At 69.8% G+C, this 24,337-nt stretch carries 16 protein-coding genes and 2 pseudogenes; 9 read left to right on the top strand and 9 right to left on the bottom strand.

The window, feature by feature from the left end:
* Positions 1 to 1,155: 1,155 nt before the first annotated feature.
* The 4 genes from OHA65_RS00850 to OHA65_RS00835 form a co-directional block, all read right to left on the bottom strand.
* Positions 1,156 to 1,404 carry a hypothetical protein gene (locus tag OHA65_RS00850; protein WP_327281113.1) on the bottom strand — a complete coding sequence of 83 codons (249 nt, stop codon included), beginning with the start codon at positions 1,402 to 1,404 and terminating at the stop codon, positions 1,156 to 1,158.
* Positions 1,404 to 1,613, bottom strand: a complete 210-nt coding sequence (locus OHA65_RS00845; protein WP_327281112.1) for a hypothetical protein — start codon at positions 1,611 to 1,613, stop codon at positions 1,404 to 1,406. The genes OHA65_RS00850 and OHA65_RS00845 overlap by 1 nt, the downstream gene beginning before the upstream one ends.
* 383 nt (positions 1,614 to 1,996) lie before the next feature.
* On the bottom strand, positions 1,997 to 2,788 hold the full coding sequence (locus OHA65_RS00840; protein WP_405760722.1) for a hypothetical protein: 792 nt from the start codon (positions 2,786 to 2,788) through the stop codon (positions 1,997 to 1,999).
* Positions 2,785 to 4,149, bottom strand: coding sequence for a right-handed parallel beta-helix repeat-containing protein (locus tag OHA65_RS00835; RefSeq protein WP_327281109.1), 1,365 nt, complete (start codon positions 4,147 to 4,149; stop codon positions 2,785 to 2,787). The genes OHA65_RS00840 and OHA65_RS00835 overlap by 4 nt, the downstream gene beginning before the upstream one ends.
* Positions 4,150 to 4,204: 55 nt before the next feature.
* Here OHA65_RS00835 and OHA65_RS00830 point away from each other — a divergent pair, with 55 nt between their 5' ends.
* A complete protein-coding gene (locus tag OHA65_RS00830) occupies positions 4,205 to 5,437 on the top strand; it encodes a Dyp-type peroxidase (protein WP_405760720.1) in 1,233 nt (410 codons plus the stop codon).
* A 121-nt stretch (positions 5,438 to 5,558) separates the two neighbouring features.
* On the opposite strand, the gene OHA65_RS00825 is transcribed toward OHA65_RS00830, so the two are convergent.
* Complete coding sequence (locus OHA65_RS00825; protein WP_405760718.1) at positions 5,559 to 7,742, bottom strand: SdrD B-like domain-containing protein; 2,184 nt, start codon at positions 7,740 to 7,742, stop codon at positions 5,559 to 5,561.
* 402 nt (positions 7,743 to 8,144) lie between these two features.
* A pseudogene (gene tnpA / locus OHA65_RS00820) lies at positions 8,145 to 8,450 on the bottom strand (IS200/IS605 family transposase); the annotation flags it as partial.
* 6 nt (positions 8,451 to 8,456) lie between these two features.
* Between tnpA and OHA65_RS00815 the strand changes: the two are divergent.
* A pseudogene (locus tag OHA65_RS00815) lies at positions 8,457 to 8,780 on the top strand (RNA-guided endonuclease TnpB family protein); the annotation flags it as partial.
* A 60-nt stretch (positions 8,781 to 8,840) separates the two neighbouring features.
* On the opposite strand, the gene OHA65_RS00810 reads toward OHA65_RS00815, so the two are convergent.
* Positions 8,841 to 11,690 (bottom strand): ATP-binding protein, encoded by a 2,850-nt coding sequence (locus OHA65_RS00810; protein ID WP_405760715.1) that lies wholly within the window; start codon positions 11,688 to 11,690, stop codon positions 8,841 to 8,843.
* 773 nt (positions 11,691 to 12,463) lie between these two features.
* On the opposite strand from OHA65_RS00810, the gene OHA65_RS00805 reads away from it, so the two are divergent.
* From OHA65_RS00805 to OHA65_RS00780, 6 genes are all read left to right on the top strand, one after another.
* Entirely contained in the window at positions 12,464 to 14,326 is a 1,863-nt protein-coding gene (locus OHA65_RS00805) for a ricin-type beta-trefoil lectin domain protein (protein WP_328761086.1), read from the top strand.
* A 774-nt stretch (positions 14,327 to 15,100) separates the two neighbouring features.
* Positions 15,101 to 15,580 carry a ricin-type beta-trefoil lectin domain protein gene (locus tag OHA65_RS00800; RefSeq protein ID WP_405760712.1) on the top strand — a complete coding sequence of 160 codons (480 nt, stop codon included), beginning with the start codon at positions 15,101 to 15,103 and terminating at the stop codon, positions 15,578 to 15,580.
* Positions 15,581 to 16,433: 853 nt separating this feature from the next.
* Positions 16,434 to 16,841 carry a hypothetical protein gene (locus OHA65_RS00795; protein ID WP_405760709.1) on the top strand — a complete coding sequence of 136 codons (408 nt, stop codon included), beginning with the start codon at positions 16,434 to 16,436 and terminating at the stop codon, positions 16,839 to 16,841.
* Positions 16,842 to 16,924: 83 nt separating this feature from the next.
* Complete coding sequence (locus OHA65_RS00790; RefSeq protein WP_405763353.1) at positions 16,925 to 18,154, top strand: PP2C family protein-serine/threonine phosphatase; 1,230 nt, start codon at positions 16,925 to 16,927, stop codon at positions 18,152 to 18,154.
* Positions 18,155 to 18,443: 289 nt separating this feature from the next.
* Entirely contained in the window at positions 18,444 to 19,004 is a 561-nt protein-coding gene (locus OHA65_RS00785) for a hypothetical protein (protein WP_327281102.1), read from the top strand.
* A gap of 632 nt (positions 19,005 to 19,636) precedes the next feature.
* Entirely contained in the window at positions 19,637 to 21,409 is a 1,773-nt protein-coding gene (locus OHA65_RS00780; RefSeq protein WP_327281101.1) for a cation:proton antiporter, read from the top strand.
* Between the two features lie 295 nt (positions 21,410 to 21,704).
* Here OHA65_RS00780 and OHA65_RS00775 read toward each other — a convergent pair whose 3' ends face one another.
* On the bottom strand, positions 21,705 to 22,238 hold the full coding sequence (locus OHA65_RS00775; RefSeq protein ID WP_405760704.1) for a glycoside hydrolase family 15 protein: 534 nt from the start codon (positions 22,236 to 22,238) through the stop codon (positions 21,705 to 21,707).
* Positions 22,239 to 22,266: 28 nt separating this feature from the next.
* Here OHA65_RS00775 and OHA65_RS00770 point away from each other — a divergent pair, with 28 nt between their 5' ends.
* Positions 22,267 to 22,578: a DUF2254 family protein gene (locus OHA65_RS00770; RefSeq protein WP_405760701.1), complete on the top strand. Its 312-nt coding sequence runs from the start codon at positions 22,267 to 22,269 to the stop codon at positions 22,576 to 22,578.
* A gap of 325 nt (positions 22,579 to 22,903) precedes the next feature.
* Here OHA65_RS00770 and OHA65_RS00765 read toward each other — a convergent pair whose 3' ends face one another.
* Positions 22,904 to 23,458, bottom strand: coding sequence for an excalibur calcium-binding domain-containing protein (locus tag OHA65_RS00765; RefSeq protein WP_405763351.1), 555 nt, complete (start codon positions 23,456 to 23,458; stop codon positions 22,904 to 22,906).
* Positions 23,459 to 24,337: the final 879 nt, after the last annotated feature.

Below are 24,337 nucleotides of genomic sequence, written 5' to 3'. Positions count from 1 at the left end.
GCCTCCACCGCCGCGGACTCATCCGCGTAGCTGCGGGTATCCAGCGACACCTTCGAGGCCACGGCGTTCACGACCGGGGACGCTCCGGTCACCCCGAACGGCGTGTTGCGCAGCACGAGCAGCTGAAGCGCACTGACCAGGCAGAGCGCGAAAAAGCTCTACAAGACGAGAACGATCCCCAGCGCGACCAGGGCCTTCCTCGGCATGCGCTCACCTGCCGGCCCGCGCTGCCCCGCCTGCCATACGCCTCGCCCGGGCCGCCCTCATCAGCTGCCGCTGCTCGGACCGGGCCCCCGATCACAGCCAAGAAACTACACATTGCACCCATACATGAACGTTATTCCCTTTCTGTGCGTCGGTCGTGGAGGCGCTGGGCTCGTCCGTGTCCGGACACGGTGCAGGTGACAGGCGATATGGCGTGGTGGTGTCCCTCCCGTGAGGTGCGAACCCGGTACGGTCGGCATTCCACGGGGTGTCAGCCGCAGCTGAATACCGCGCGTTTGGAATGAGGCTCAGGCAAGCGGGTGGCTTCGCCTGGGACGCGGCGCGTCGTGAGGCGTACCCGAACGACCAGGTGACCCGTTGGCGTTGATCGAGGTCACCGCGAAGTCCAGCCGGTCCGAGACGGACGAGGACCTTGCGCGGCGGCTGCCGACGACGCCGAACGCCATGCCCTACTCGGGTGACGGCACCGCAGCGAAGCAACCGGGCCGGGCCGCGAACGGGAGTGGCGGCTGGCGGAACCCAAAGTCGGCGGACGCGGCGGCCACCGATGACAACGCGTCTACTGGGTCCCGCTAGTACCCCTGCACAGGGCGTCACCGACCCATCAGACACACCGTGGCCCTCGCCTCCGCCGCCCCCCGCACCGACGGCCCGCAGCAGATCGGCCGCGGGGAACAGCAGCGCCGCGCGCTGGCCGACATTCCTCCGCAACCCTTGGGGGAGGCAATCGTGTCAGCGGGAACACGGCGGCGGCCGCCGGGGGCGAGGGCAACGGCGACCTTGTCCGCGAGGATGATCCGACCGGCGAGGGCTGCCGCCAGGCCGCGTCTCGGCGATCACTTGTCGAGTCGAATGAGGGTGCCGGCGAGCCGGCGGGCTGAAGGACCCCGCCGAGCCCGCAGGTGACCCGGCCGACGGGACCGTGAAGGGTCAGGCCTCGACGTATGCGACGAGGATCAGCGTGCCCAGAGCGGTCGGCACGTACAAAATGCGGACCCCGTCCTCCCGGTGCTCGCGGACGGACCCGTGCTTCGACAGCATCCCGATCTCCGGGTTCCGAGAGACGGAGACGAGCACCGGATCAAGACGTGCCCGCTCCACCTCGGACATCCGCTCGATCTGCTCCTGCGCCACGTCGTAGAAGACGACGCGGGCACGCCGTGGGCCGTGCTTTCCCATCAGGCGACGTTCGCAGAAGAAGCGGTGTCGTCCAGCGGAGGCTGCCCGAGGTTCTCCCGCAGGTCCTCCCACGGCATGATCCGGTCCAGATCGATGCCCTCGCCGGCCAGACGTTCGAGTACGTACGCGACCTGCGGATCATCGCCAGCCAGGTCCCGCGCGTCAGCGCGCAGCGCTTCCTGCTCCGCCTCATCGAATACGATCCGCATCGGGCCCTCCCGGAACTAGGTCTGCTACGAGGCTAGCGCAGGAGTGGCGACCGCGGGACGGATCAGCCTTCCCCGAGCCGGTCGGCAAAGCCCGCACGGGCCCCTGTCAGACCCGTACTTCACGATCTGCGCACGGCGACACCCGCCGCTCTCCCGCTCTCCCGCTCTCCCGCCCTTCCGTCGTGCGACCCCCCTCTGGCGCTGGTCCCACCATGGAGTCGCTGGAGCGGAACGCGTCGTAGCCCGCTCCGCCGAGCGAGGCCACACGGCGCCTGCGCACCGTGCTGGTCGAAGCCCTCGGACTGAGTGCCACCTCTGCGGCCGGTACGTGCTCGGGCGAGGTCGACGTGCGATCAGGCCGTGCCCAAACTTCTCCAGGGGTGTCACGGAGCTGCAGGGACCGCGGGGGCGGTGGGTGGTGTGGGCTGTCGGGAGATGTCAGCGGTCATCCAGGCGCCCGAGCCTCCCAGGCGTGCGGCGAAGCGGCGTAGACCGCCGTCGGCGTCGATCCAGTAGCGGGTGCGCCCCGGAGTCCCGGGTGCGGACGGTGCTGAGGTGGCGGGCGCATCGCGCGTGCCGGTGCCGGTGCCGGCATCGGTGTCAGTGCCGGGGCCGGAGAAGACCGTGACCGGCGCCCCGGAGATCTTCTCGTGGCCGACCACGCGTGCGCTGCTGCGGACGAGCAGCTGGGCGTTCTCGGGCCGGTCGGACCCGAGCGAGAGCAGCAGGATCAGGGTGCTGTCCACGGTGGCCGAGCGGGGTTGCAGGAGGCGCTCGCTCCAGCCGTCGGCAGGCGGCTCGTCGGGGCGCGGGCCGGTCCAGTTGAACCGGGCCGAGACCGTGGTGCGGTTCCAGCGGAGCAGGTGGCGCCAGTGCGTGGCGGCTCCAGGGGTCTCGTCGCGCAGCTCCGCGTAGCCGGTGTGCGCGCGCCAGTCGAGTCGCCCGTCGAGCCGGACGGTCCGGCCCGGCACCGGGATGGTGGCACTCACGGTTCCGGCGGCGCTGCGGTAGTTGGTGAACCGGGCCAGCGCGAGGAGCTCGGCCTGCTGTTCCGTCAGCAACGCCCGTTCCTCGGCAGGCTGGTCGGCGGCGGGCCCGGTGCAGCCCGCCGAGGCGAGCAGCACGGCCAGCAGGAGGGCGGCCCGGACGGGCCTGCGGGGGGCGCGCGGCGTCATCGGGCAACCGTCGTCGGCCGGCTGCGGTCGGCGAACAGGTCTGTGCCGGGCAACGGTACCCGGTCGGGATCGACGGGCCCCGGCAGTCCGTCGGCGGGGGAGGCGGGCGCGGTCGCGGCGTCCGGGAGCTGGGGCTGGTCCGGCGGCGGGGCAACGTCCAGGAAGGGGATGCCGGGAGGTGCCGGATCGGTGCGCGGGGACGGGCCGGCCGCTTCGGGCTGGCCGTCCGGGCAGGCGGCGACCGCTTCCAGGTCGGCGGGAAGGGTACTGCTCAAGGTGTTGCCGTCCAGGCAGTTCCCGCGCCCGGGCGCTCGGACGGAGGCGCGGTAGGCGACGTCCACGCCGTTGTCTGTGAGCGTGTTCTCGCGGAGGCGGTTCTCCCGCGGGGCGAGGTCCTCGTTGGAGGCGAGTTCGATGCCTGCCCGGGGGTTGCCGGTGATCCGGTTGCGGAGGAGTTGGTTGCGCTGTCCGCCGGCGATGCCGATGCCGATGCCGAAGGCGCCGTCGGCCTGCTCGGGGGTGGCCGGGTCCGCGTTGTCGGCGATCAGGTTTCCGGCGATGGTGCCGCCCTGCTGGGGGACGTACGCCTCCAGGTAGTCGGAGTTCACCGTCAGCCCCACCCGGTTCCCGGAGAAGCGGTTGCGCAACACCCAGATCGGCCCGCTGGCATTGGTCCCCTCGTAGCCGATGGCGTTGTGCTCGGAGACGTTGTCGCGGACGAGGATGTGGCACGGCTTGCACTGGCCGACGTAGAGCCCGGAGTCGGCACTGCCCGAGGCGTGGTTGTGCTCCAGGACGCCGTGCTGGGCGTTGAACGCGTAGATGCCGTAGAGGCCGTTCGCGTGAGCGGTGACGTAGCGCACCCGAAAGCCCTTCAGCGGAGGGAACTCGGCCGGATCGAGGTGCCGATATCCGTCGCTGCCCCGGGCGAGGCCGCCGCTGCCGTCGCTCATACCGGTGACGAGCACGCCGTTGAGCAGGTGGTTGCGGACGGTCAGGTTCTCGACCGAAACGCCGGGAGCGGTGACCGTCACGCCGTTGGCGCGCCGGCCCTGACCGTCGATCACCACTGCGCCCCGGTCGGTGCCGCGCAGGATCACTCGTTCGGTGCGGATCCGGACGCTCTCGTGGTAGACGCCGGGCGAGACCAGGACGAGGTCACCCGGCCGGGACCGGTCGAGCGCGGCGTTGATGGTGGCTGCCTGGGCCGGCACCCGGATGGTCGCGGGAGCGGCGTTCTTGGCCGATGTCGGGTCCGTCGGCAGAGCCTGGCAGCCCGCGCACAGCAGCGCGGTGGCCAGCACGGCGGTGGCCGGGGCGAGGCGGCAACGGCCGGCGGAGCGGCGGCAAAAGCGTGGCATCACGAGGGTCTCTTCCGGTTGTTTGCGGAGTCGATGATCACCCTAGAGTGCCCGTGTGGACACTGATCGTAACGATGTGATGGATTCGGAACCGCCGCCGTTGGTCCGACGCCGGCTCCTGGGGAGCCTTGCGGTCGCGGTACCGGCCGTGGCGGCGGGGTGGGCGGTCGCGGGCCGGGACCGGCGCCCGGCCGCCCGTGCTCCGGAGACGGTCGCGGGCACAACCTGGGCGGCGGCAGCTGCGGCCGTACCGCCCGAGGGCCCGCGGCAGGCGGGAGTCGACCGCCCGGCGCAACCCCAGCAGAACGCGACCCTGGCGGTCTTCGACCTTCCGCCGCCGGACGGTGCGGCAGCCCGGAACTCCGGCGAACGGCCCTTCCTCGCACGGTTGCTGTCCGATCTCGGCCGCCGGATCACCGCGCTCTGCTCCGACACGGGCCCGGAACTGGGCGGGCTCGCATCGGGGGACCTGAGCGTCACCGTCGGAGTCGGCCCACGCCTGGTCGCGTCGGTGGACGGCCGGCTGCCCGGGGCGGCGGGGCTCCCGGAGGATCTGGAGAGGGCCGTGCCGGACCACGCACGTCAGGGGGACCTGATGGTGCAGCTCTGCGCCGCGGATCCGCAGGTGGTGGCGCACGCCGAGCGGGTGCTGACCGGCTGGCTCGGGGAGCGGTCGGCGCGAGCGCGCTGGTCCCAGGGCGGCTTCCGTCCGCCCGCCCGCGAACCCGGCCCCGTGCGCAACCTGCTGGGCTTCCTGGACGGTGTGTCCGTCCCGCGGACGGAGCGGGAGCTGGCCCGGGAAGTCTGGCTGGCAGGGCCGGAGCGGGTCCGCGGGGCCACCATCGCCGTGGTCCGAAGGCTGCGGCTGGACGTGGCAGGCTTCCTCGCCCAGGACGTCACCGGGCAGGAACGGGTCATCGGCCGACAGAGGTCCGACGCGGCGCCGTTGAGCGGCGGCGGGCCGGCAGCGGCCGTCGACCTGGGAGCCAAAACGGCGGACGGCAGATACCTCGTTCCGCTGATGTCGCATGTCCGGCGGGCCCATCCGGCCGCGACCGGGAGCGGGCTGATGCTGCGCCGCGGCTACAGCTTCTCCAACGGAACCGGGGACCAAGGCTTGCTGTTCATCGCCTTCCAGCGGGATCTGCGGACGTACGTGGAGACCCAGCGGCGGCTTGACGACGGCGACGAGTTGTCCGCCTTCGCCACGGCCACGGCCTCCGGCACCTTTCTGGTGCTGCCCGGGTTCTCGGCGGGGCGCCCGCTGGGCTCTTCGGTGTTCGCCTGACGGCCGCGCTCGGGAAAACAGCCGGGAGGGACCCGTCGTCGGGCCCCTCCCGGTCTGCCGGTGTGCGGTGTGCGGTGTGCGGTGTGCGCTCACCGGGTCACCGGGTCACCGGGTCATGGGGTCAGCTGGCGACCCACAGACCCGCGTCGATGTCGTGGTTGATGGTTCCGGGCGGGCCGGTGGTGACGGCTGCCGTCGCGGTGTCCGCCTCAGGGTCGCCGCCGGCCGGTTCCGCGTCGGAGTTGGTGGCCTGGTTGGGGCGGCCGTGCGGGGTCCACTGCAGATCGGCCGGACCGTAGTCGTTGGTCGGGTCGGCCGTGGACTTGTCGAACTCCAGCGTGTACGCGGTGTTGGGGCGCAGTCCGTCGCGGTGGTCGAAGTAGTACTCGCCCTTGGCGTCGGTCTTCTTGCGCGCGATCTCCTGACCCGTCGCGTCGCGCAGGATCACCGTCACACCGGGGATGCCCGCCGTCTCGTCGTAGCTCTGGGTGCCGTCTGCCTTGTCGCGCCAGACCCGGTTGCCGATCTGGACCGGAGGCTCGTCGCAGAGCAGCTCCAGGTCGCCGAGACCGTTGGCCTTGCCGAAGCCGCCGTCGTTGGCGTAGGCGAGGCCGAGCCCCTGCTGTGACGGGTCGGCGCCGCGGTCGCCCTGCCAGCGGTCGAAGAAGGCGACCCCTGTGGAGTTGACCGACCGGACCGGGTCCATCGCGGTGGCGGCGAGGCGGTCACCGCCGAGCGGCAGCGCCAGGGCGCCCTGCACGGTCTCCAGGTGTCCGCCGCCCGAGTACCACTCGTCACCCTTGTAGAACTCGCTGCCGGTGCGTGGGCAGGCCGCGCCGCCTTCCCACTCGAAGGTGCCGGTGGTCGTGCGGCAGACCCTGTAGAGGTCGCCGCCGGTCGCGATGCTCTCGATGACGTTGGCCTTGGCCGGGTTGGCATTGGGGATGACCAGTCCGGACTGGTCGCCCATGCGGTCGCGGAAGCCAAGGACCAGTGACCCGTCGCGTTCGATCTCGATGTCGCTGAGCATCGGTTGCGGGTAGGCCCACTGGGAGTTGCCGCCGTCGGGGAACTGCGTCAGGTCGTCCTTGGTCCAGGGCTTCCAGTTGCCCGGGGTCGGGGCGACGGCGGGATCGCGGGGGAAGTCCAACGGCTCGTTGACGACCGGCGCGGCACCGAACGTGCCGGTGGCCGGGTTGAACGTCCAGACCACGGCCCGCAGTCGGGTGACGTCCTGGGTGCTCTGTGCGGAGCAGACGCCGCCCACGTACAGGACCCCGTCGCGCATGCCGAGGCCCATTGGCCGCCAGTCGGCCGCCGGGGTACAGGCCGTGTCCGGGATGGGCAGCGGTGCGCCGACGGGCGCCGCCGTGGTGGTGTCGTAGGTGTAGAGGTTGCGGTCCTTCATGTTGACGACGTAGAGCCGGGAGCCGTCGGCCGAGATCTCGATGTCACCGAGCGACTCCTGGCCCACCACGGCTGCGAAGTCCGCGTCGACGCGGTCTGTTTGGTTGTGGACGGTGGTACCGGCGTTCGGAACGACGGCGAACTGGGTGGTCGCGCCGGTGCCCCGGTCCGTGACGTAGATGGCGCCCGGGCCGCCGGGGCCGTAGTCGCCGTGCCGCTTGGCGTACGCGCCGGTGAAGATGCGCCGCTTCTTCTTGTCGTACGCCAGCCCGTAGGCGGTACCGGTCTGCGTGCCGTTGGCGAGCTCCGTGGGGTTGTTGGGGTTGCCCTGGGTGTCGCCGCGGGAGGTGTACGGGAACGTCACCAGGGTCTTGCCGCCGGGCTTGGTGGCGGCCTGCTGGCAGGGCGTGGCCAGGTCGGGATTGTCCTGGCAGTAGTCGTCCGGGTTCCACACCCCGAAGTCGAGGGTGGCGTCCTGGCCAGCCCTCAGGTCGACGAAGGCGAGGTGCGACGAGAGCCCGGGTCCGGCGAACGCAGGCTGGAGGAAACCCTGCCCGGTGGCGGGATCGTACTTGTCAGCCCAGTTCAGCAGTTCGACGCTGTACCGCCCGGGGGAACCGGTCCACGTGGTGGTGTCGATCTCAACGGTGCCGTCGGCGCCGATCTGGTAGGTCCGGCACGGCGCAGGGCGGGTGAGCCGCTCGCAGAGCCTGACCGTCCCCGGGCCGTGCGGTACCTGGATATTCGGGTTCCGGTCGCCCTTGGCGGCGAAGTCCCGTAGGAGGTTGACGGTCAGCTTGCCCTCGCCCGGCGCGGCACCGGCGGAGCCCGGAGCCCCCGTCAGGGTGAGCGCGCCGGCCAGAGCGAGCGCCCCCAACCACTTTGTCTTCCTGATCACTTGCATCCCCATGCTCGTCGGAAGTGTGGGACGACGACCGTGAACCAGTGCCAGGGCAGCCCGACGGACCCGCTGACCTGCGTGCGGCCATCGTCCATGATCACAGCGTAGCCACTCGATTGCGCAGCGTGCACGCCCGTTGGGGGCGCGACACCCCAGCTGACGCCTTATATCCGGGGCATTTGCCGGGGTGCGACGGGCGCGGCGATTCACTCTCGTCGGGCAGCGGCGGAGTGAAACACGGCTAGGGTGTCGCCGTCGCGGCAGGTTGACCGGGTGGGCGATCCCCCTTCCGCCGTGCGGTGCGACCGGGACCCGGCATCATGCCCCGGTGGGATGCTCGTTCCTGGGACCATGTGAGGCCTCCTCGGTCGCTGACGCGGTGTCGAATACAGGTGACGGTTCAGCATGATCTGGCGAGGAACCCCGGGCAGAGACGCCCTTGAGGGAGCCGACCAGCAGGGACAGGGCGACCTTCGGCGGGTAATGCACGAGCAGGTGCACGTGGTCGCGTTCGCCGTTGAACTCGACCAGCTCTGTCGCGAAGTCAGCGCACACCGCGAGCATGACTTCTTCGCAGCGCGTCAGGATCTCGTCCGTGAACGGGCCACGCCGGTACCTGGGCGTGAAGACCAAGTGAGCGTGAAGGGTGTAGACAACGGTTCCACCCGTGCGGATGTTGGGGTTTGGCTCCCAGCGAGTTGACATGGGCCAGCCGAGCTGAAGGCTCGGGGGCTGGGGGCGCAGGCTGCCCAGCACGTGATCAAGAAGACGCGCGATGCCTACACCACGCTCAAGGTCAGCATCAAGGCCGGGAACTACGGCGAGCCCGGGTCGATGCGTCGGGTCAAGGTGGAGTCGAAGCCGGTCACGTTCCGGCCCGAGGCGGCGCAGCCGTTCGACGACCGGTGCCTGTCGTGGCAGTACGGTCAGCAGACCGTCCCCATCTGGACGGTGGCGGGCCGGCTGAAGGACGTCCGCTTCGCCTGCTCCCCGGACGCGCTGAAGATGCTCCGCGAGCACCGCAAGGGCGAGTCCTGAGCAGCCCACCCAGCAGCCCGCTGGGCGCTACCTCCAAGCCCGGCCCTTCAGGGCCGGTCAAGTTGACGGCTGCTGCTGTTCGGGTGGGCTGTTGCGGCGGATCACTTCGGTGGCCAGCTCCACTCGCGAGGTCAGTCCGAGCTTGCGCAGGATGTTGGAGACGTGGGTGCTGACGGTGCGGCGCGAGATGCACATGCGGGCGGCTGTTTCGGGGTTGGAGTGTCCGGCAGCGACATGACCGGCGATGATGCGCTCGGTGGAGGTGAGCGCTTCCCATCCCAGCCGGGCGGTGTTGCGGGGGCCGCGGTTGCCGCGGCTCACGGAGACCGCGCGAAGGCGGGCGGTGGCACGTGCCGCGTCCCAGACCGCGCCCAGGTCGGCGTAGATCGCCAGGGCCCGTTCGAGGTGGGCGCGGCCGTCGGAGGGCCGGCCGCGCATCGCGTGCAGCTCGGCGGCGTCGGTGAGGGCGTGCGCCTGGTTCAGCGGCCGTGTGGCTTCACGGTAGTGACGGGCTGCTTCCAACAGAAGCTCCGGATCCTGTGCGAGGAGCCCCTCGCACCGGCAGGCGTCCCCCAGATGGTAGGGAGCGCTGCTGTGCGCGGCACGCGAGCGCGCCGCCTGCGCGTAACGCCGGGCTGCCGGCGAGTCGCCCTGGTCAAGCGCGAGTCGGACCAGATCGGGTGTCAGGAAGCTGAGGATCAGCTGGCCGGGCAGATGCCCGATTCCGACATCGAAGCTGTGCGCCAGACGGCGGAAGGCACGCTCGGGACGCCCCTGTGCCTCGTCCAGCAGGGCCTGGGTGCACAAGAGGACGTACTCGTAGAACCAGGAGACCGTTCCGCTGTCTTGTGCCGCTGCAGCCTGGCTCATGTGGGTCTCGGCGTCGTCCCGCCGGCCTTGATGGACGGCTATTGCCCCCGCCAGCGCTCTCAACGCCCGGCTCATTGCAAAGTGGACGCCGGGGTCGAGGCCGGCGTCCACCTCTGCGATCGCGTCCTCCCACCGGCCGGCATGGAACGCCAGCAGCGCACAGGACAGGTGGTACCACGGCAGGAAAACACCCCCGAGGTGCTCGGCGCTCGGGCGGACGCTCGCCAAGGCGCGCTCCGCGTCCGGGGTCAGATCCAGTTCCATGTAGCAGTTGGCCAGCGCGAGCTGCAGCCCGAGCCACTGCGCCGGGTGGATCGTCTCGGGTGTCAGACGCGACGCCTGACGGGCGAGCTCCAGTGCTTCAAGGCCAGGAGCCTCCAGGAAATGCTTGGCGGCCAGCACTTGCAGGGCATGGGCCAAGGCCATTGAGTCGCCCAGCTCGGCAGCCGCTCGCCGCGCAGCGGCAGCGACGGCTCCCGCTTCCGGCAGCCGCCCCAGGGCGAAGAGGCATACCGATGCAAATGCTTGGAACCGGACTGCTTCGAGTGTCGGCGCGCCCGCTGTTCCGCGCGTGAGACGGGTTTCTGCCAGAGCGATGTCGGGGCGGCCGCGCGCGAACGCGGCCTGCACGATGATCCAGCGAAACAGATCTTCCAGACCGGAATCGGCAGGCCTGGCCAGAGCGATGCGGGCGCTCTCCTCGGCCTCGGCCAGCAGACCTGATGACAGTTGCGCGACGACATGGTGTAGACGTAACTGCTCGTAGCGCGGGTCAGCGGGATCGGCGATCTCCAGCGCCGTGCCCAGCAGCCGCAGGGCAAGACCGGGCGCACGCGTGGTGAGCCGCGCTGCGGAATCGGTTATCCAGGGAACCAGGAACTCCCCGTCCGGAGGGGCGGCTTCCAGCAGATGTCCGGCAACGCGCTCGGGCGCTGCCCCGGCCCGGGTCAGAGCCTGCGCCGCCCGGATGTGCAGCAGCGAGCGCACGGAACTCGGCACGTCGTCGAGCAGAGCTTGGCGCACCAGGTCATGACGGAAGACGACACGTGGGCCATCGGGAGTCAGGATTCCGGCCGCTTCGGCATCGGCGATGCTTGTGAGCAGGACGTGGGCCGGCACCTCCAGTACTGCTCCCAGATCGTGGAGCGTGCAGCCGGCTCCCAGCACCGACGCCGCGCGCAACACCTGCAAGACCTCGTCACGCAGGTACGCCAGCCGGTGAGTGATCAGCGTGTCGATCGCCGGAACGGGGTAATCGGCCGTGACCTCTGCGACGGCCCCGTGCAGTGTGATCGCCTCTTCCCGTTGAAGGGCGGCGATCAGCTCCTCCAGGTACAACGGGTTGCCTGCCGCCCCCTCGCACAGACGAAGCAACCGAGGGCCGGGTTCATGCCCGATCGTGTCGGCCACCAACAAGGGCACGGTCGAGGAGGCCAGCGGACCGAGCTGGAGCACCGTGCGATTGCCGCCTCGCAGCCCGCGGGTGAGTACGTCGACCTCGACCACGCGGGGAACCGGGCGAAGTGCCCCGACGATCAGCAGCGGCAACTGAGCCACCGATTGCACGAGCCGCTGCAATACCAGCGCACTGGCCCGATCGGCCCACTGGAGATCATCGAGGAAGAGCGCCACTGGCCCCTGCGCACAGATCTCCTCCACCAGAACGCACATGGCCTCCACCGTGGGGAAATCCGCGCCTCCCAGCGTGCCCGGCAGCCCGTACCGAGCCTGTCCCAAGAGGACTTCGGCTGCCCGGGCGCGCAGCGGGTCCACTGGGCGGTCATCGATCCCCAGGCAGGCCGATACCACTGCGAACGGGCGATGCGCCTCCAGCTCCCGGGCCGAGCCCCACAACGACTGGAGGCCGGCGCCTTCGGCGTCTGCCGCCGCGCGCCGAAGCAGCGCGGTCTTGCCCGCTCCGGCCTCGCCGGCGATGAACGCGGCCTGCCCCGAGCCCCGCGCGGCACGTAGCGCCAGAGTGGTGAGCATCGCCGTTTCGGCATCGCGTCCGACGAGGCGAGGCCCCAAGAATTGCACGGCCGTCTCTCCCGTAGTGATGCCATCTGCCTGCTGAACCAGGCAGCCGTGTACCGAACCCGGCCGACGGCGCCGCGGTGCCGGGTCCGCAAGAGTCAGCTGCCCGACGAGAGGTAACGGCCTCCGACTGGCTGCCCTTCCCCGACAGCAGGTGGTGATGGTCGCATTCCCACAATTGGGCCAAGGCCTCACCTCTGCACGTCACATGAGCCGGGCTGCGACTCGTCGAGCTGGCTCCACGACAGCAGACAATAGACGTAATCCCGTTCCGATACGTACCGGGTGGCGCACATTTGAGCTTCATAAGAGGATTCGGAGGTCGGACAGTCAAATCCGGGGCCCTGCTCCGGCGTCGGCCCGCCACACCCGATCGGCCTGGCGTACGGCTGAAATGCCATTCCGTACACGTGCACCGGGAGTCCCAGGACGCCGGCCCTCTCCATGCCGCAAACCCGTCGCCCCGCCCACGGCAACCCGGCCACCGCACGGTGCCCCACTCTCGCCGCTCCCTCTTGCGACGCACCGGCACGCAGCCGCAGGACCGGCCTCGTCCCGCCCCGGCCCGGACACCCACCGACCCCAAGCATTCCTACGTCAGGTGACGGATGTATCGGCAGCTGCGCGTTCCTACTTTGGCGGTGCTACGACGGCCCCGCCTCGCAGGACCGTCGGGACGATGAAGGAGGAAGTGGCAGATGCACAGCAGCAATGCCGTTCGGGCTCACGTGCCCAGAAGACGGCGACCCAGACCCCCGGTACCCATCGGGGTCCTGGTGTCGACGCTTTTCGCTTTGGTCGCCGCCCTACTGGGGGCGGGGGCCCAGCAGGCACAGGCGGCCGGCGAGACGTCCCATGAGTGCCACTACGCCGGTGAAGGCAAGAGCGCCGAGGACTGTGTCTTCATGCTCGCCAAGGACCAGCGGGCGATGGACGTGCCCCGGAGTTCGTCCGATTCCGGGGCGTGGCTGCAGGCCTATGACCGCAATGACGGCTCCAACCAGGTGTTCTCGTTGTATCCGCAGGGTGACGGAAGTTTCCAGATCAAGACGAATTCCGGGTTGTGTCTGATGCCGGGATGGTGGGACTCCACCTGGCGGATCCGGCCCGTGGAGCAGCAGCGGTGCGACGGCTCCCAGAAGTATCAGTACTGGTATTTCGAGCCGGGTCAGGTCAAAGGCTCGGGAACGACGTTCATGATCCGCAACGTGGTCGACGACCAATGCGTGGACGTGGCGAGCAGCTGGCTCGCCGGCCACTCCGACTACCTGAACATGTGGCCGTGTCACGGCAAGGAGAACCAGTTGTGGGGCTCCCGCTTCGGCGGCGGGAAGGACTTCGCCACTGACTGGGCCGCCAAGTACGCGCTGACCAAATGTGATGCCGCCGTCCTTGCACATTCGGCCTACCCCTACTGCAGTTACAGCCAGACGCAGGCGGCGGTGACCGGCAACGACGCTGGGGTGGCCCTGTGCCTGCAGGCGCAGCACACCGACGCAGCGATCCCGTCGACCACCGTCGACTACAAGGTGACCAACAGCACCTCCACCATCACGACGGATTCCATCGCCAACGGCACGAAGGAAACCATCACCGTCAAGCTGGGTTCCTCCAGTGATTTCTGGCACGCCGACTTCGCGGTCGAGGCATCCCAGCTGATCACCCATTCGGTACAGACCGGTACGACCAACACGGAGGAGAAGACCTACCACGCCGTGGTCCCCGCAGCGCCTGCCCACTCCACGACCTGGGTGAAGGCTTTCCCGGTCAGCAAGACGTACACCGGCCGGTTCGTCTTCGCCAAGGGCAGTTGGGACGAGTGGACCTACTCCACCGACGCCAAGATCACCGTCACCTACCCCGCCGGGTCGGGGGCCACCATGATGTACGACTCCGGTGTCGCTGCGGACAAGCTCAACGAGAACGGCCAATGGGTACGGCAGCCCGCCTGCATCAGTGACGGACCGACCCAGAGCATGACCACACCGGAGCAGCCCGCACCGGAGCAGCCCGCACCGGCTCCCGCCCAGCCGCAAAAGCCGGCCACGGCCAGCAGCTTCCGCTCTGGCTTCGAGTCGAGCGACCCGGTACCGGCCTGGAGCCACGCAGTCGACTCGGCCGGGGGAGGCCTCCACAACGTCGACGGCCCTCAGGCAGGCATCGGCAGTGATGGAACCGCCCACACCGGCACCGGCGCACTGGTGTACTCCGGATCCACGCAGGCCGGCACGGACCACGCCGACGCCTACATGAAGGTCTACGACCTCAGCGGCAGCCCGCTGGCCATCGGCACCGCGATGCCTGACAGAAAGGCCCTCAGCTACTGGATCTACCCGCAGAGCCACGCCACCGCCGCGACGGTCGCCGACGGGTCGAGCAACAGTGCATGTGCCGCCGTGGACCTGGTGTTCACCGACGGCAGCACCCTGCGTGACAGCTGGTCCTGGGACCAAAGGGGCCACCGGATCAGCCCCGCCGAACAGTGCACGGCACTCACCCTCGACGCCTGGAACTACGTCACGGTCAACCTCGACCAGAACGCGGGCAAGCAGATCAGCCGGATCTTGGTCGGCTACGACCAGAAGAACCCGGGCTCCGGCAGCTACCGCGGCTACATCGACGACATCGCGATCAGCTGAGACGGCAGTACACGGAGCCGCACCCGCCGAGTGCGGCTCCGTGCACGACCTGTGCGTCGGATCGGAGTCCGTCCGGACCAGAACGAACCGGCCGGGGCACGACGACCGCGCCGGAAACGCGTTTGGGCGCAACGATCGAAGGCCCGACCACCGTCGATGTGACCGGAGGCCTGGGCGCCGAAGGAGGCACCGGAAACGCCGGGACTCGCACGGGGGAGGCCCTGTGAAGGGCATCCCGGCAGGGCATCTGAGCGGTCCCACCCCGGCCGAGCCGGCCGTGCCCGCGCGCCGTCGGCACGCTGCGTCGACACGGCGGCCGGGCCGCGGCAGGTAGCCCGTTCCCGTTCCCGTTCCCGTTCCCGTTCCCGTTCCCGGGAACGGTGCCGTCCGGGGTGATCCATCGTTCCCGTATAGGGAAATCGCGCTGGTGGGAGGGGCGCGGGGTGGTGATCTCGGGCAGGCGGTGCCGTGTCGGATCCGGGACGCTCGCCCGGGGTGTTCCTACAGGGCTGCGCCGGGTGGGTCCTGCGGTCCGGGTGCACGGACGCGGAAGACTGGGACCTGCCGGCCGAAAGGCTCAGACTCCCTGACTGTTTTCGGGTGTCTGTCGGGTCATCACATGTACCGGCTCTTTGGGATGAACATGCTGCGCAGAAACCGTTGGTCAACTCTTGGGTGATGCTACCAATTACCTTGCGTTCGCAACCGAGTTGAGAATCCATCTCGCGTTCGGGCGCGAATCCCACTTCTCCGGCAGGAACGGATTTCGCCCCCATGACCATCGCCCTCCGCAAGACGCTCGCTCTCACGACGCTGGCGCTGACCGCTTCCCTCCTGCCGGCCGCCGGGGTGCATGCCGCGGCAACGGCCACCCCGGCTCTGCGCGCTCCCGGTCTCTACTGCCTCGCGAATGCCTGGAACACCCCGAACGTCTCCACGAAGCCGTGCGACCCGAAGGACCAGGGCCAGCACTGGACGGTCTCGGGCCACCAGATCTCGCTGAGCAACGCTCCGGCCTACTGTCTCGCCAACACGTGGAACGCCTCGGACGTCTCGGTGAAGCCGTGCGACTCGAAGGACCAGGGGCAGTACTGGAACGTCTCCGGCCAGCAGATCGCCCTCACCTACGCTCCGGCCTATTGCTACGCCAACGCCTGGAACACCCCGAACGTCTCGACCAAGCCGTGCGACCCGAAGGACCAGGGTCAGCACTGGGTGATCTTCAAGGACCAGATCAGCCTCGCCGCAGCCTGACCCTCACCGCGTCAACGGCTTTCCCGCCCGGATCTCGCAAGCCGACTACATCGACGGTCCCGGCTGTCAGGGGTCCCCAGGAGTTCTGACAGCTCACCGTCGATGTCGGGCGGTGTTTGCCAGGCAGTGCAGTATCCGGACCCCGGGAAGTCTTCTCCCGCACACGCAAGACCGACCTGGACCCCCGGGAACGGGTACACCTCCAGGCGGCGGAGACCCTCGGGCAAGGCGGCCGCGCACCGGGCGCCCGCTCCCTGGCCGGGCAGGGAGCGGGCCGGTCGGCAGGCGTCCGCACGCGTTGGAGCCCGCACGCGTTGGAGCCCGCACGCGTTGGAGCCCGCACGCGTTGGAGCCCGCCCCGCGCACCGCCCGGGGTGGCGGGGCCGCGGTCGTGCTTGACCCTCCAAGGCCCGGCGCGCCACCTGGTATTGCGCAACGGCTGTTTCTTTGGGGGAAGGACACACGGCATGGGCTCATCGAAGTCGGTGGGCGGGCAGAGTCCGCAGACCGTACGGCTGGCAGAACTTCTGCACCAGTTGGCAGGGCCGGTGGGGGCATCCGCGCCCTACCCTCTGTCCTCCGGCCCCGGGTGGACTGGCAGGCGATCGGCCAGGCCCGGCCGGGCCAACGTCCCCGCTCGCCGCTCTGGACCACGTCGTCCCGGACGCGGACACGGTGTTGTTGGCGGCGGTGGACGATATCGCGGCGGGGGGCCGGGCTGCGGTGGTGGAGCGGCGCCGCAGGCACGCGGATTTCTGGCCTTGGTCGGCGGCACGCAGGCGGCCCGGAGTTCGACCGGAACGAGGTCGTCGCCTGCCTCCTGGCCCCCGGCAGGATCGCCGTCTCCACCACGGTGTCGGCGGCCTCGCTGGTCGTGTCCGGCGCCGGTGGCCGCGCGCACCGGCTCGGCCTCGATGGCCCGGTGGTGGAGCTGGCGGACGACGCGGAGGGCGAGGACCGGCTGTCCGGCAGGTTCACCGAGGAGGACGCCGACGCGCTCGCCGAGGTCACGTCGGGAGGGTCCGGGACGACCGTGAATCGGCTGACCGCACCCGGCACGGCGGCGCCGCCGGCCGTGCCGGGGGATGCGCGGGTGCTGGACCGGTTCCGGTCGGGGGCGGGCGGGCTCCGGGTGACGCTGACGTGGCCGGCCCGACTGCGCGGCTCGGCAGGGGGCATCCGGCTCGGCAGGGCGGAACGATCCCGGACACGCAGTTCGAAGTGCGGGACGCCGTGGGCCGACATGCCGCGCTTGGCGTAATGAGCTACTCAAGCGGGCTTTCAAGGCCACGTTGTGCAAGGGCGTGACCGGGATGGTGGCAGGAAGGGTTGGCGAAGCGGCCTATGGGCGAGGAGATCGCGGAGGACCGGTCTGAGGGATTCGGTGAGAGGCTGCTTGGCCTGCTGCTGGATCGGGCGCGGCTGCTGCCACCGCAGCTGATCGCCCCGCTGATCGCGGAGGAGGTGGGCAGGGTCGGAGGCCGTGATGTCTCCATCCTGCTCCAGGACTACGCGCAGGAGCTCCTGGTGCCGCTCCCGGGCAGGAATCTGCACGTCAGCCAGCCCCACTCGGTGATCGACTCCCACGCCGGCCGGGCCTTTCTGCGCGGGCAGGTCGTCGAGGTGCCGCAGGCCCGTGGTGGCGTGCGGATGTATCTGCCGCTGCTGGACGGCGGCGACACGGTGGGCGTGATGGCCCTCACCCTGGACGCCGTCAGCGGCGACGACCGGCGGCTGCTGAGCCGGCTCTCATGCCTGGTGGCCGACCTGCTGGTCACCAAGAACGCCTACACCGACCAGTTCTTCCAGGCCCGGCGCCGGGAGCCGATGAGCGTGTCCGCGGAGATCCAGTGGACTCTGCTGCCGCCGCTGTCGATGGTCGTGCCGCAGGTCGAGGTGGCCGGCATCCTGGAGCCCGCCTACCGTGTCGCCGGCGACAGCTTCGACTACGCCCTCAACGACAACATCCTGCACGCCGCCGTGATCGACGCGATGGGCCACGGCGTGGAAGCCGCCACCATGGCGACCGTGGCCATCGGCGCCTACCGGCACGCCCGGCGCGTGTTCATCAGCCTGGCCGAGAAGTACGCCTTCATGGACGATGCCATCTCCCGGCAGTTCGGCCCCGATCGCTTCGTCACGGCGCAGTTGATGCACATCAACGTCGCTACCGGTGAGATGGAGCTGGTCAACGCGGGCCATCCCGCGCCGCTGCTGATCCGCGACGGGAAGGTCCTGCGGCAGCTGGAGAGCGCGACGACGTTGCCCGTCGGTTTCGGCGGTGAGGAGCCCCGGATCAGGGAGCACACGCTCCAGCAAGGCGACCGGGTGCTGTGCTACACGGACGGCATCATCGAGGAGCACGTCGCCGGCGGGGAGTTGTTCGGCGAAGAACGCCTCATCCGCTGCGTCAACCGCCTGGGGGAGGGACCCTCACAAGGACTGCGGGCGGACCTGCGCAGGATCTCCCACATGCTGAAGCGCGAGCGGGGCGGGCATACCAGTGATGACGCCACCCTGTTCATGATCGAGTGGCGCGGGGGAGTCGCCGACCACCTCGCGGTCCTTGAGTGAGCGCCCCGCGATGGACCAGGTACACCCACGTCCGCAGCGCTGACCGGCCCTGCGCGACTGTCAGCAGGCTTGCCCGGGGTCTGGTGGGCACCGGACGGGCCTCGCGGTGTGGTCGGTGTTGAGGCCATCGACAGCATGCGAGAGCAGAGGAGGTGAAAATATGCTTTCTGGTCTTTTGTGCGGTCTAGCTGTTATGTCGTGTTGGTGCTGGGCCGGGCGTGGTGGTGCGTGTTTGTCTTGCCGCGCTCTCAGTTTTGAGGGGTTCGTTCATCGAGTCACGGAGTTGTGGATGCGACGCCTTGGTGTCATTTCGGCTGCCGCTGCTTTTGCTTCGGCTGTGGTGTTGTCGTCACCTGCGGTGGCGGACATGGTGGTTCCGGTGGATCAGCCTGGCGTGGTGGTGTTCAACAACGGTTCCGGGAACGTCACGAACATCGGTAACGGGAACAGCGCGGCGGGCCGGGACAACCTGGTCGGAAGCGGACATGTGGCGGGTGTGGGGCACCTGGTGGGCCTGACCGCCGTGAGCAACAACTGGGTCGTGCGGAACAACCTCACTGTGTCTCTGACTCTGACGTCGGTATCCGGTGTCGCCGGCTCCCCTGCCGTCAATTCGGTGATCCCCGCAGGAGGAGGTATCAGCGGCGCATTCACGCTCATCCCCGGAACCACCGGTGTTGCCGTGTACCGACAGACTGACGACCCCACCTTCGAAGTAACAGTGAACTTCGGAAACAACAACAGCGCGGCTTGCGTTGAAAATAACTTCCCCCAGCCGGGCATCAGCTGCCCCAGCACGTACGGCACGATCTCCATCCCCAACACGCTTAGCATCAACCCGGGGAGTTAATGCAATAGGAGCGGACACCCCAGCAGGCCGGATTCCTGGACCCTGAGGACGAAGCTCCGGTGGGGTCGGGCGGTCGGGGCGGCGGAGCGTGACCGGCTGCTGGACCTCGCGGCCGGCTGCGGCGGCACCGTCGTGGAGTTCACCCCCGGCCCCGTAGTCGAGCCGGACGGCTCGAAGGGCCCCCACCCCGCAGCGGGGTGGGGGCCCTTCGGTTGGGGGTGGGGTTGGCCACGGCTCCCGGGTGGGCTGCTGGGCAGGCCCGGATTTCGTTGACGAGCATGCGCAGGGTCAGGCTGTGTTTCTCGGGCAGGAGGGCTTCCATCGCTGCGGTGGCGTGGGCGATACCGCCGGCCTTGTCGCCGCAGCGGGCGAGCATGAGTCCGCGGTGGAGTTCCAGGTGTGTCGCGAAGCGCGGCAGCTGGCGGGGAGCTCGGTCAGGGCCTGGTCCTGCGCGTCGGTCGCGGCGAGTCGCGGCGGCCCCGCCCCGCGCGAGGTGAGGCGGCCGACGGCGACCCACCTCGCGGCGCCACACCGACCCGGTGGCCGCGGGCCCCGGCGGCCGCACGGGGCTGCCGGCCTCCGGAACCTCGTCGAGTCCCCCTCACGCCCGTGAGACGAGGAAGGAAACCGCTGTGAGCGAGGAAGACGTCCTCCTCGGCATCGCCCTGGTCGTGGCCCTGGCCACCGCTTGCCAGATCCTTGCCGGCAAACTGCGCATCCCCGCGCTGATCCTGCTGCTGCCGGTCGGCTTCGCCGCGGGCGCCATGACCGATGTGATCCATCCGGACCAGCTGATCGGGGAGGACTTCTCCGCCCTGGTGTCCCTGTCCGTGGCAGTGATCCTCTACGACGCCGGGCTGGGCCTCGACCTGCGTAACCTCACGGGCCACACCCGAGCGGTCGTGGGCAGGCTGCTGCTCTTCGGAGTGGCCTTCACCTTCCTCGCCGTCTGTGCCGTCGGGCCGGCCCTGTTCAGCATGTCGCTGCGGGTAGCCGCGATGGTGGGCATGATCCTCGTCGTGTCGGGGCCCACGGTCGTGGGGCCCCTGCTCCAGTACGTGCGGCCGACGGACAAGGTGCGGCGCCTGCTGATCTGGGAAGGAACGCTGACCGACCCGATCGGCGCCATCCTCGGGGCCATCGTCTTCCACGCCGTCGCCACGACGCACCGGATCGACATCGGTCGCGGCTACCAGATCGGACAGTTCCTCATCAGCATGACGGTCGGCCTCATCGGCGGAACCGTCGGGGTGGCACTGCTGTGGCTGACCCTGCGCGTGCTCCGGCTTGGCGAAGCGCTGGGAACACTGGCGCAACTGGCCACGGTGATCACCGTGTCGGCGGGCTGCGACATCTTCCGCGACGACACCGGGCTGATCGCCGCGATCGTCACCGGCATGGCCGCCGCCAACATCCGGGGCTTCGACATGCCCGCTCGGCGTCCCTTCTTCGAGACGCTGGTCCAGCTGATCATCGGGCTGCTGTTCATTTCCATCGCGGCGAGCGTCACCCCCGCCTCGCTGACGCCCGTGCTCCTTCCCACGCTCGTCCTCGTCGCGTTCCTCGTCCTCGTGGTGCGGCCGCTCGTGGCCTTCACCGCCACCATGGGCAAGGACATGACCCTGGGGGAACGAGCGTTCGCTGGATGGATGGCCCCGCGCGGTATCGTCGCGGCCTCCACGGCGGCGGCCTTCGCGGCGGGCCTCGTCGAATTGGGGATGCGCGGCGCTTCCAAGATCCTTCCCATCACCTTCCTGGTGATCGTCTCGACGGTCGTGCTGTACGCCCTGACCGCCGGACCCGTGGCCCGGCGGTTCGGCGTCGCCACGCCGAACCGCACACGACCTCTCCTGGTGGGCGGTGCTCCGTGGGTGATCGCACTCGGAAGAGCCCTGCGGTCTGCAGGGCTTGAGGTGCAGATGTGGGCGGGACTGGACGAAGAGCGTGAACGTATCAAAGACGCCGGAATCGAACTGGCCAGAGGGGACCTGCTGGCGACGGCCACCAACCCCAGGGTGCGGCTGGAGGGAGTCAACGCCGTCTTCCTGCTCACTGATGACGACGACTTCAACGCGCTCGCCTCGGTGCTGGTCGAGGACAACGTCGAGGGCCCCGTCTACCGGGTGGGACCGCCGCACGAGAGCCACGGTGTCGTCGCGCCCTACACGGGCGGCGCAGTCCTCTTCGGCGGTTCGCTCGTCAGGCACGTCCTGGCGGCACGGTACGAGCACGGCGCCCGCTTCCTGGTGCAGCCCGCGTCCGATCCGCTTCCGCCGGGACACGAAACGCTGTTCGTGGTCCGCGACGACGGGCGGCTGGAGCCGCTGGACGAGACACAGGCGGTCACCGCGCAAGCGGGCGACTTCGTTGTTCTGCTCGGCCCCGCCCAGTCTCCTCCCGCCTGAGGGCCGGCCCGTGATCCCCGGCGGGCGCACGGCTCCGGTTACGGCACCCCGCTGCGCTGTCGGTCGTCCGAATACGCCCGGCACGAGTGCGACCTTCCGCCGTGCGATGCACCGCATCCGATGCGGCGCGCCGATCGACCGCAGATTGCGGGACAGCCCTCAGCTGCCGCCCTGCCGCCCTGCCGCATGGGGTTCAAGGGCTCATCCAGCGTGATGGCCGCGTCGATGAGCGGCAGGTGGGTGAACGCCTGCGGGAAGTTGCCGAGCTGCCGGCCCGTCAGGGCGATCTCCTCTTCTACAGGCTCAGGTGGTTGGCATACGTCATCGGGTCGTCGGGAGTGATGAACCCCTCGGTCGGCATCCGCAGCAGCGACGAGTCGAGCACATCGCTGCCGTAGTGCTGGACGAAGGCCCCGCGGTCGGGGCCGAGCCCTTCGCCAGGTCTGGTCGTAGATGTTGTCGCGCTCGGCGCCCCGGCGGCCACTCTCGGCCGGCCGGCCGTGGGTGACCGCCAGCCGCAGCGCGCGGTCGGAGCGACCCAGGACATGACCCGCCCGTACGTGAAGCGCCGGCGCCCGCCGCACGTCTCCCACAGCCCTCGCCGGGCCTGGTCCCGGTGGTCCACGAGCCAGTCCAGCAGAGTGCGCAGCGATGTCCAGCCCCGGATGTCCAGGTGGATGCCGTGCTGGTGGGCGAAGGAGACGCTGTCGAGTGCCTCGGCCGTAGATGTCCGGCTGCGACTGGGCCGCCGCGCCGTCGCCCATGCGCGCCGGGCGGATCCTGGTAGCTTCCGGTTGCGGCAGTACGCCAAGGGAAGCCCTTGGATCATCCGTCTGATCGGACTCCTGCTGGGAGCGGTGTTCGCCGAATGGGCCGCCGGCGTGGAGGGAGCCGGCTGGCTGCCGGACACCTGGCAGTACTCCGCGACGACGGCGAGCAGTGTGCTCAGTTCTGTCGTCGGGTCCATGGCCGCGCTCCTGGGGTTCGTCGTCACCATCGGCGTACTCGTCGTCCAGCAGGCCACGGGAACGCTGTCCCCGCGCTACATGCGCCTGTGGTACCGCGACCGGCTGCAGAAGGCCGTGCTGGCCACATTCACCGGAACGTTCGCGTACGCCTTTTCCCTGTTGCGCAAATCGAGTCGGAGGCCGTCCCCGACCTGGGAGTGACCGTGTCCGGCGTGGCCGTCTCCGTCATCCTCATGCTTCAGCTGATCTACCTCAACCGGTTCACCCGCGGTGGGCGGGCCCCCGGAACGAGCCCTCCCGGTGAGCCGTTCCCTTTCCGAAACGGCGACTGACCCGCCGAGATGGCGCCCATCGCGGAACCGGTGCGGGACGGGCCGGCTGAGTGCTTGTGGCACCGACCTCGCCACCGCGCTGCCCGGGGAGTCGTACGAGAGCCCGCGCGACGCGTGCGTGGGACATCCGAAGGAGGTAGGCGTGGGCCACGACGCCACCAACACCACGGCCTGCAGTCCGCTGGTCGGCCGGGTCACTCGCAGGCGATACCGTCCCCATCACGGTCGAGATGCGGCCCGAAGCCAGGATCGCCGCGCCGGATCGGAGCCGCCCCTGCCTGCCTGACCGCGGTGCAGTTCCGGTAGGACACCGAGCTCCCGCCCCCGGAGCCCGAGCTCCTGCTTCCGCCCGCGCTGGTGCCGGATGAGGACGCACCGGCGGCCGGAGCACTGTCGGAGGTCCTGGCCTTGCCGTCGACGGCCACCGGTTGACGCCCTCGCTCCGCCGTGGGCTCTCCCTGCGGCTGCCGGACAGCACCGGGCGCCGCCCCCTCAGGTGCGGCAGGAGCCGGCGACTCCTGCGCCCTGGCCGGCGAGGGTGCCGTCGCAGAGGCCGAGGCGGACACCGGTGCGGGGGCCGCCGGAGCGGGCGCTGTGACCGTGACCACGACCACTGGCTGAGACTGGGGTTGCGGCTTGGCGTCAACGTGAGCGGGCTTCGGCTCGGCACCGGCCACCAGCAGGACTCCGAACCAGACCGACGCCAATACGACGGTCACCGCCCTGCCGGCCTTATCCCAACGAGCCATGAATGCCAGCGCGACACCAAGCGGGGGAATGATCAGCGTCGCGACGACCACGGCAGGAACGGCCAACGCGGGATGCCAACGCCGGCCCGGACCGGGCGAAGGCAGGCGGCTGTCAGAGGGTGGGTACACACGTCTCCAGACTGAATGCACGAAGGAAGCGCCTGCACACGGGAAGGTACAGGCCTCCGACCACTGGTGCAGGGCCACGATCAGCCCGCCCATAGGTCAGGACACCCACGCCGCCCAGCATCGGCAGGCAGGGGCACACCAGGCCAACGCCTCCACCGCCCACTGGTCACCGGACATCACCCGGCAATTCCCGATGGGTAGCGCACGCGCCTGCCGGACCACCGGCGGAGTGCCCGGCCTGCAGCGAATAGCGACGATCTCGGCCGGCTGTCGTCGCTGGTTGTGGTGACGGCGTGCTCGAACAGGAGTAAGGCGGACCAGGACCCCTTCGAGCGGCTGCGGCCGGCGCCACCCCGGGCCCGTAGCCGTACGCCCTGAAGGGCTCTCACCTGGTCGCCGGGGCGGGGCCCTTCGCGTTTGGGTGAAGGCCGGTCCTGACCCTCGGCGGAGCCCGGGAACTGTCGGTCGGGTGTGTGACCGAGATCTTGCTGAAGGGGCCTGCGGGGCTTGGGGGTTGATGGTGTAGCAGGTGTGCGGGACTCCCCCGTCCCCTCTCTGACCTGCAGCTTTATCGGACTTGCGTGGCTAGCCCCTTCGCGTTCGAAAGGGCGGACCCCGAGCGATCGAGGACTCGCCGTCGCGGCGGCCCAGGCCGTGGTGTCCGCGTGGGCGCCGGACCGGTCGGACACGGCACACTTCCTGGTCGACGCCGTACGAGCCGCCGTGCGGCTCCGCCGGGGCCGGGGTGGA

Source organism: Streptomyces sp. NBC_00045, from assembly GCF_045041095.1.
Classification (GTDB): domain Bacteria; phylum Actinomycetota; class Actinomycetes; order Streptomycetales; family Streptomycetaceae; genus Streptomyces.
The sequence above is the reverse complement of the archived record's forward strand: the minus strand, read 5'-3'. Positions and strand labels throughout refer to the sequence as shown.

What these genes read in the sequence shown, in the direction of transcription:
- OHA65_RS00840 (WP_405760722.1), bottom strand. Translation starts at nt 2,788, where the DNA reads ATGACGCCGCGCGCCCCCCGCAGGCCCGTCCGGGCCGCCCTCCTGCTG.
- OHA65_RS00765 (WP_405763351.1), bottom strand. Translation starts at nt 23,458, where the DNA reads ATGGCTCGTTGGGATAAGGCCGGCAGGGCGGTGACCGTCGTATTGGCG.
- OHA65_RS00850 (WP_327281113.1), bottom strand. Translation starts at nt 1,404, where the DNA reads ATGGGAAAGCACGGCCCACGGCGTGCCCGCGTCGTCTTCTACGACGTG.
- OHA65_RS00790 (WP_405763353.1), top strand. Translation starts at nt 16,925, where the DNA reads ATGGGCGAGGAGATCGCGGAGGACCGGTCTGAGGGATTCGGTGAGAGG.
- OHA65_RS00835 (WP_327281109.1), bottom strand. Translation starts at nt 4,149, where the DNA reads ATGCCACGCTTTTGCCGCCGCTCCGCCGGCCGTTGCCGCCTCGCCCCG.
- OHA65_RS00785 (WP_327281102.1), top strand. Translation starts at nt 18,444, where the DNA reads ATGCGACGCCTTGGTGTCATTTCGGCTGCCGCTGCTTTTGCTTCGGCT.
- OHA65_RS00845 (WP_327281112.1), bottom strand. Translation starts at nt 1,613, where the DNA reads ATGCGGATCGTATTCGATGAGGCGGAGCAGGAAGCGCTGCGCGCTGAC.
- OHA65_RS00800 (WP_405760712.1), top strand. Translation starts at nt 15,101, where the DNA reads ATGACCATCGCCCTCCGCAAGACGCTCGCTCTCACGACGCTGGCGCTG.
- OHA65_RS00775 (WP_405760704.1), bottom strand. Translation starts at nt 22,238, where the DNA reads ATGATCCAAGGGCTTCCCTTGGCGTACTGCCGCAACCGGAAGCTACCA.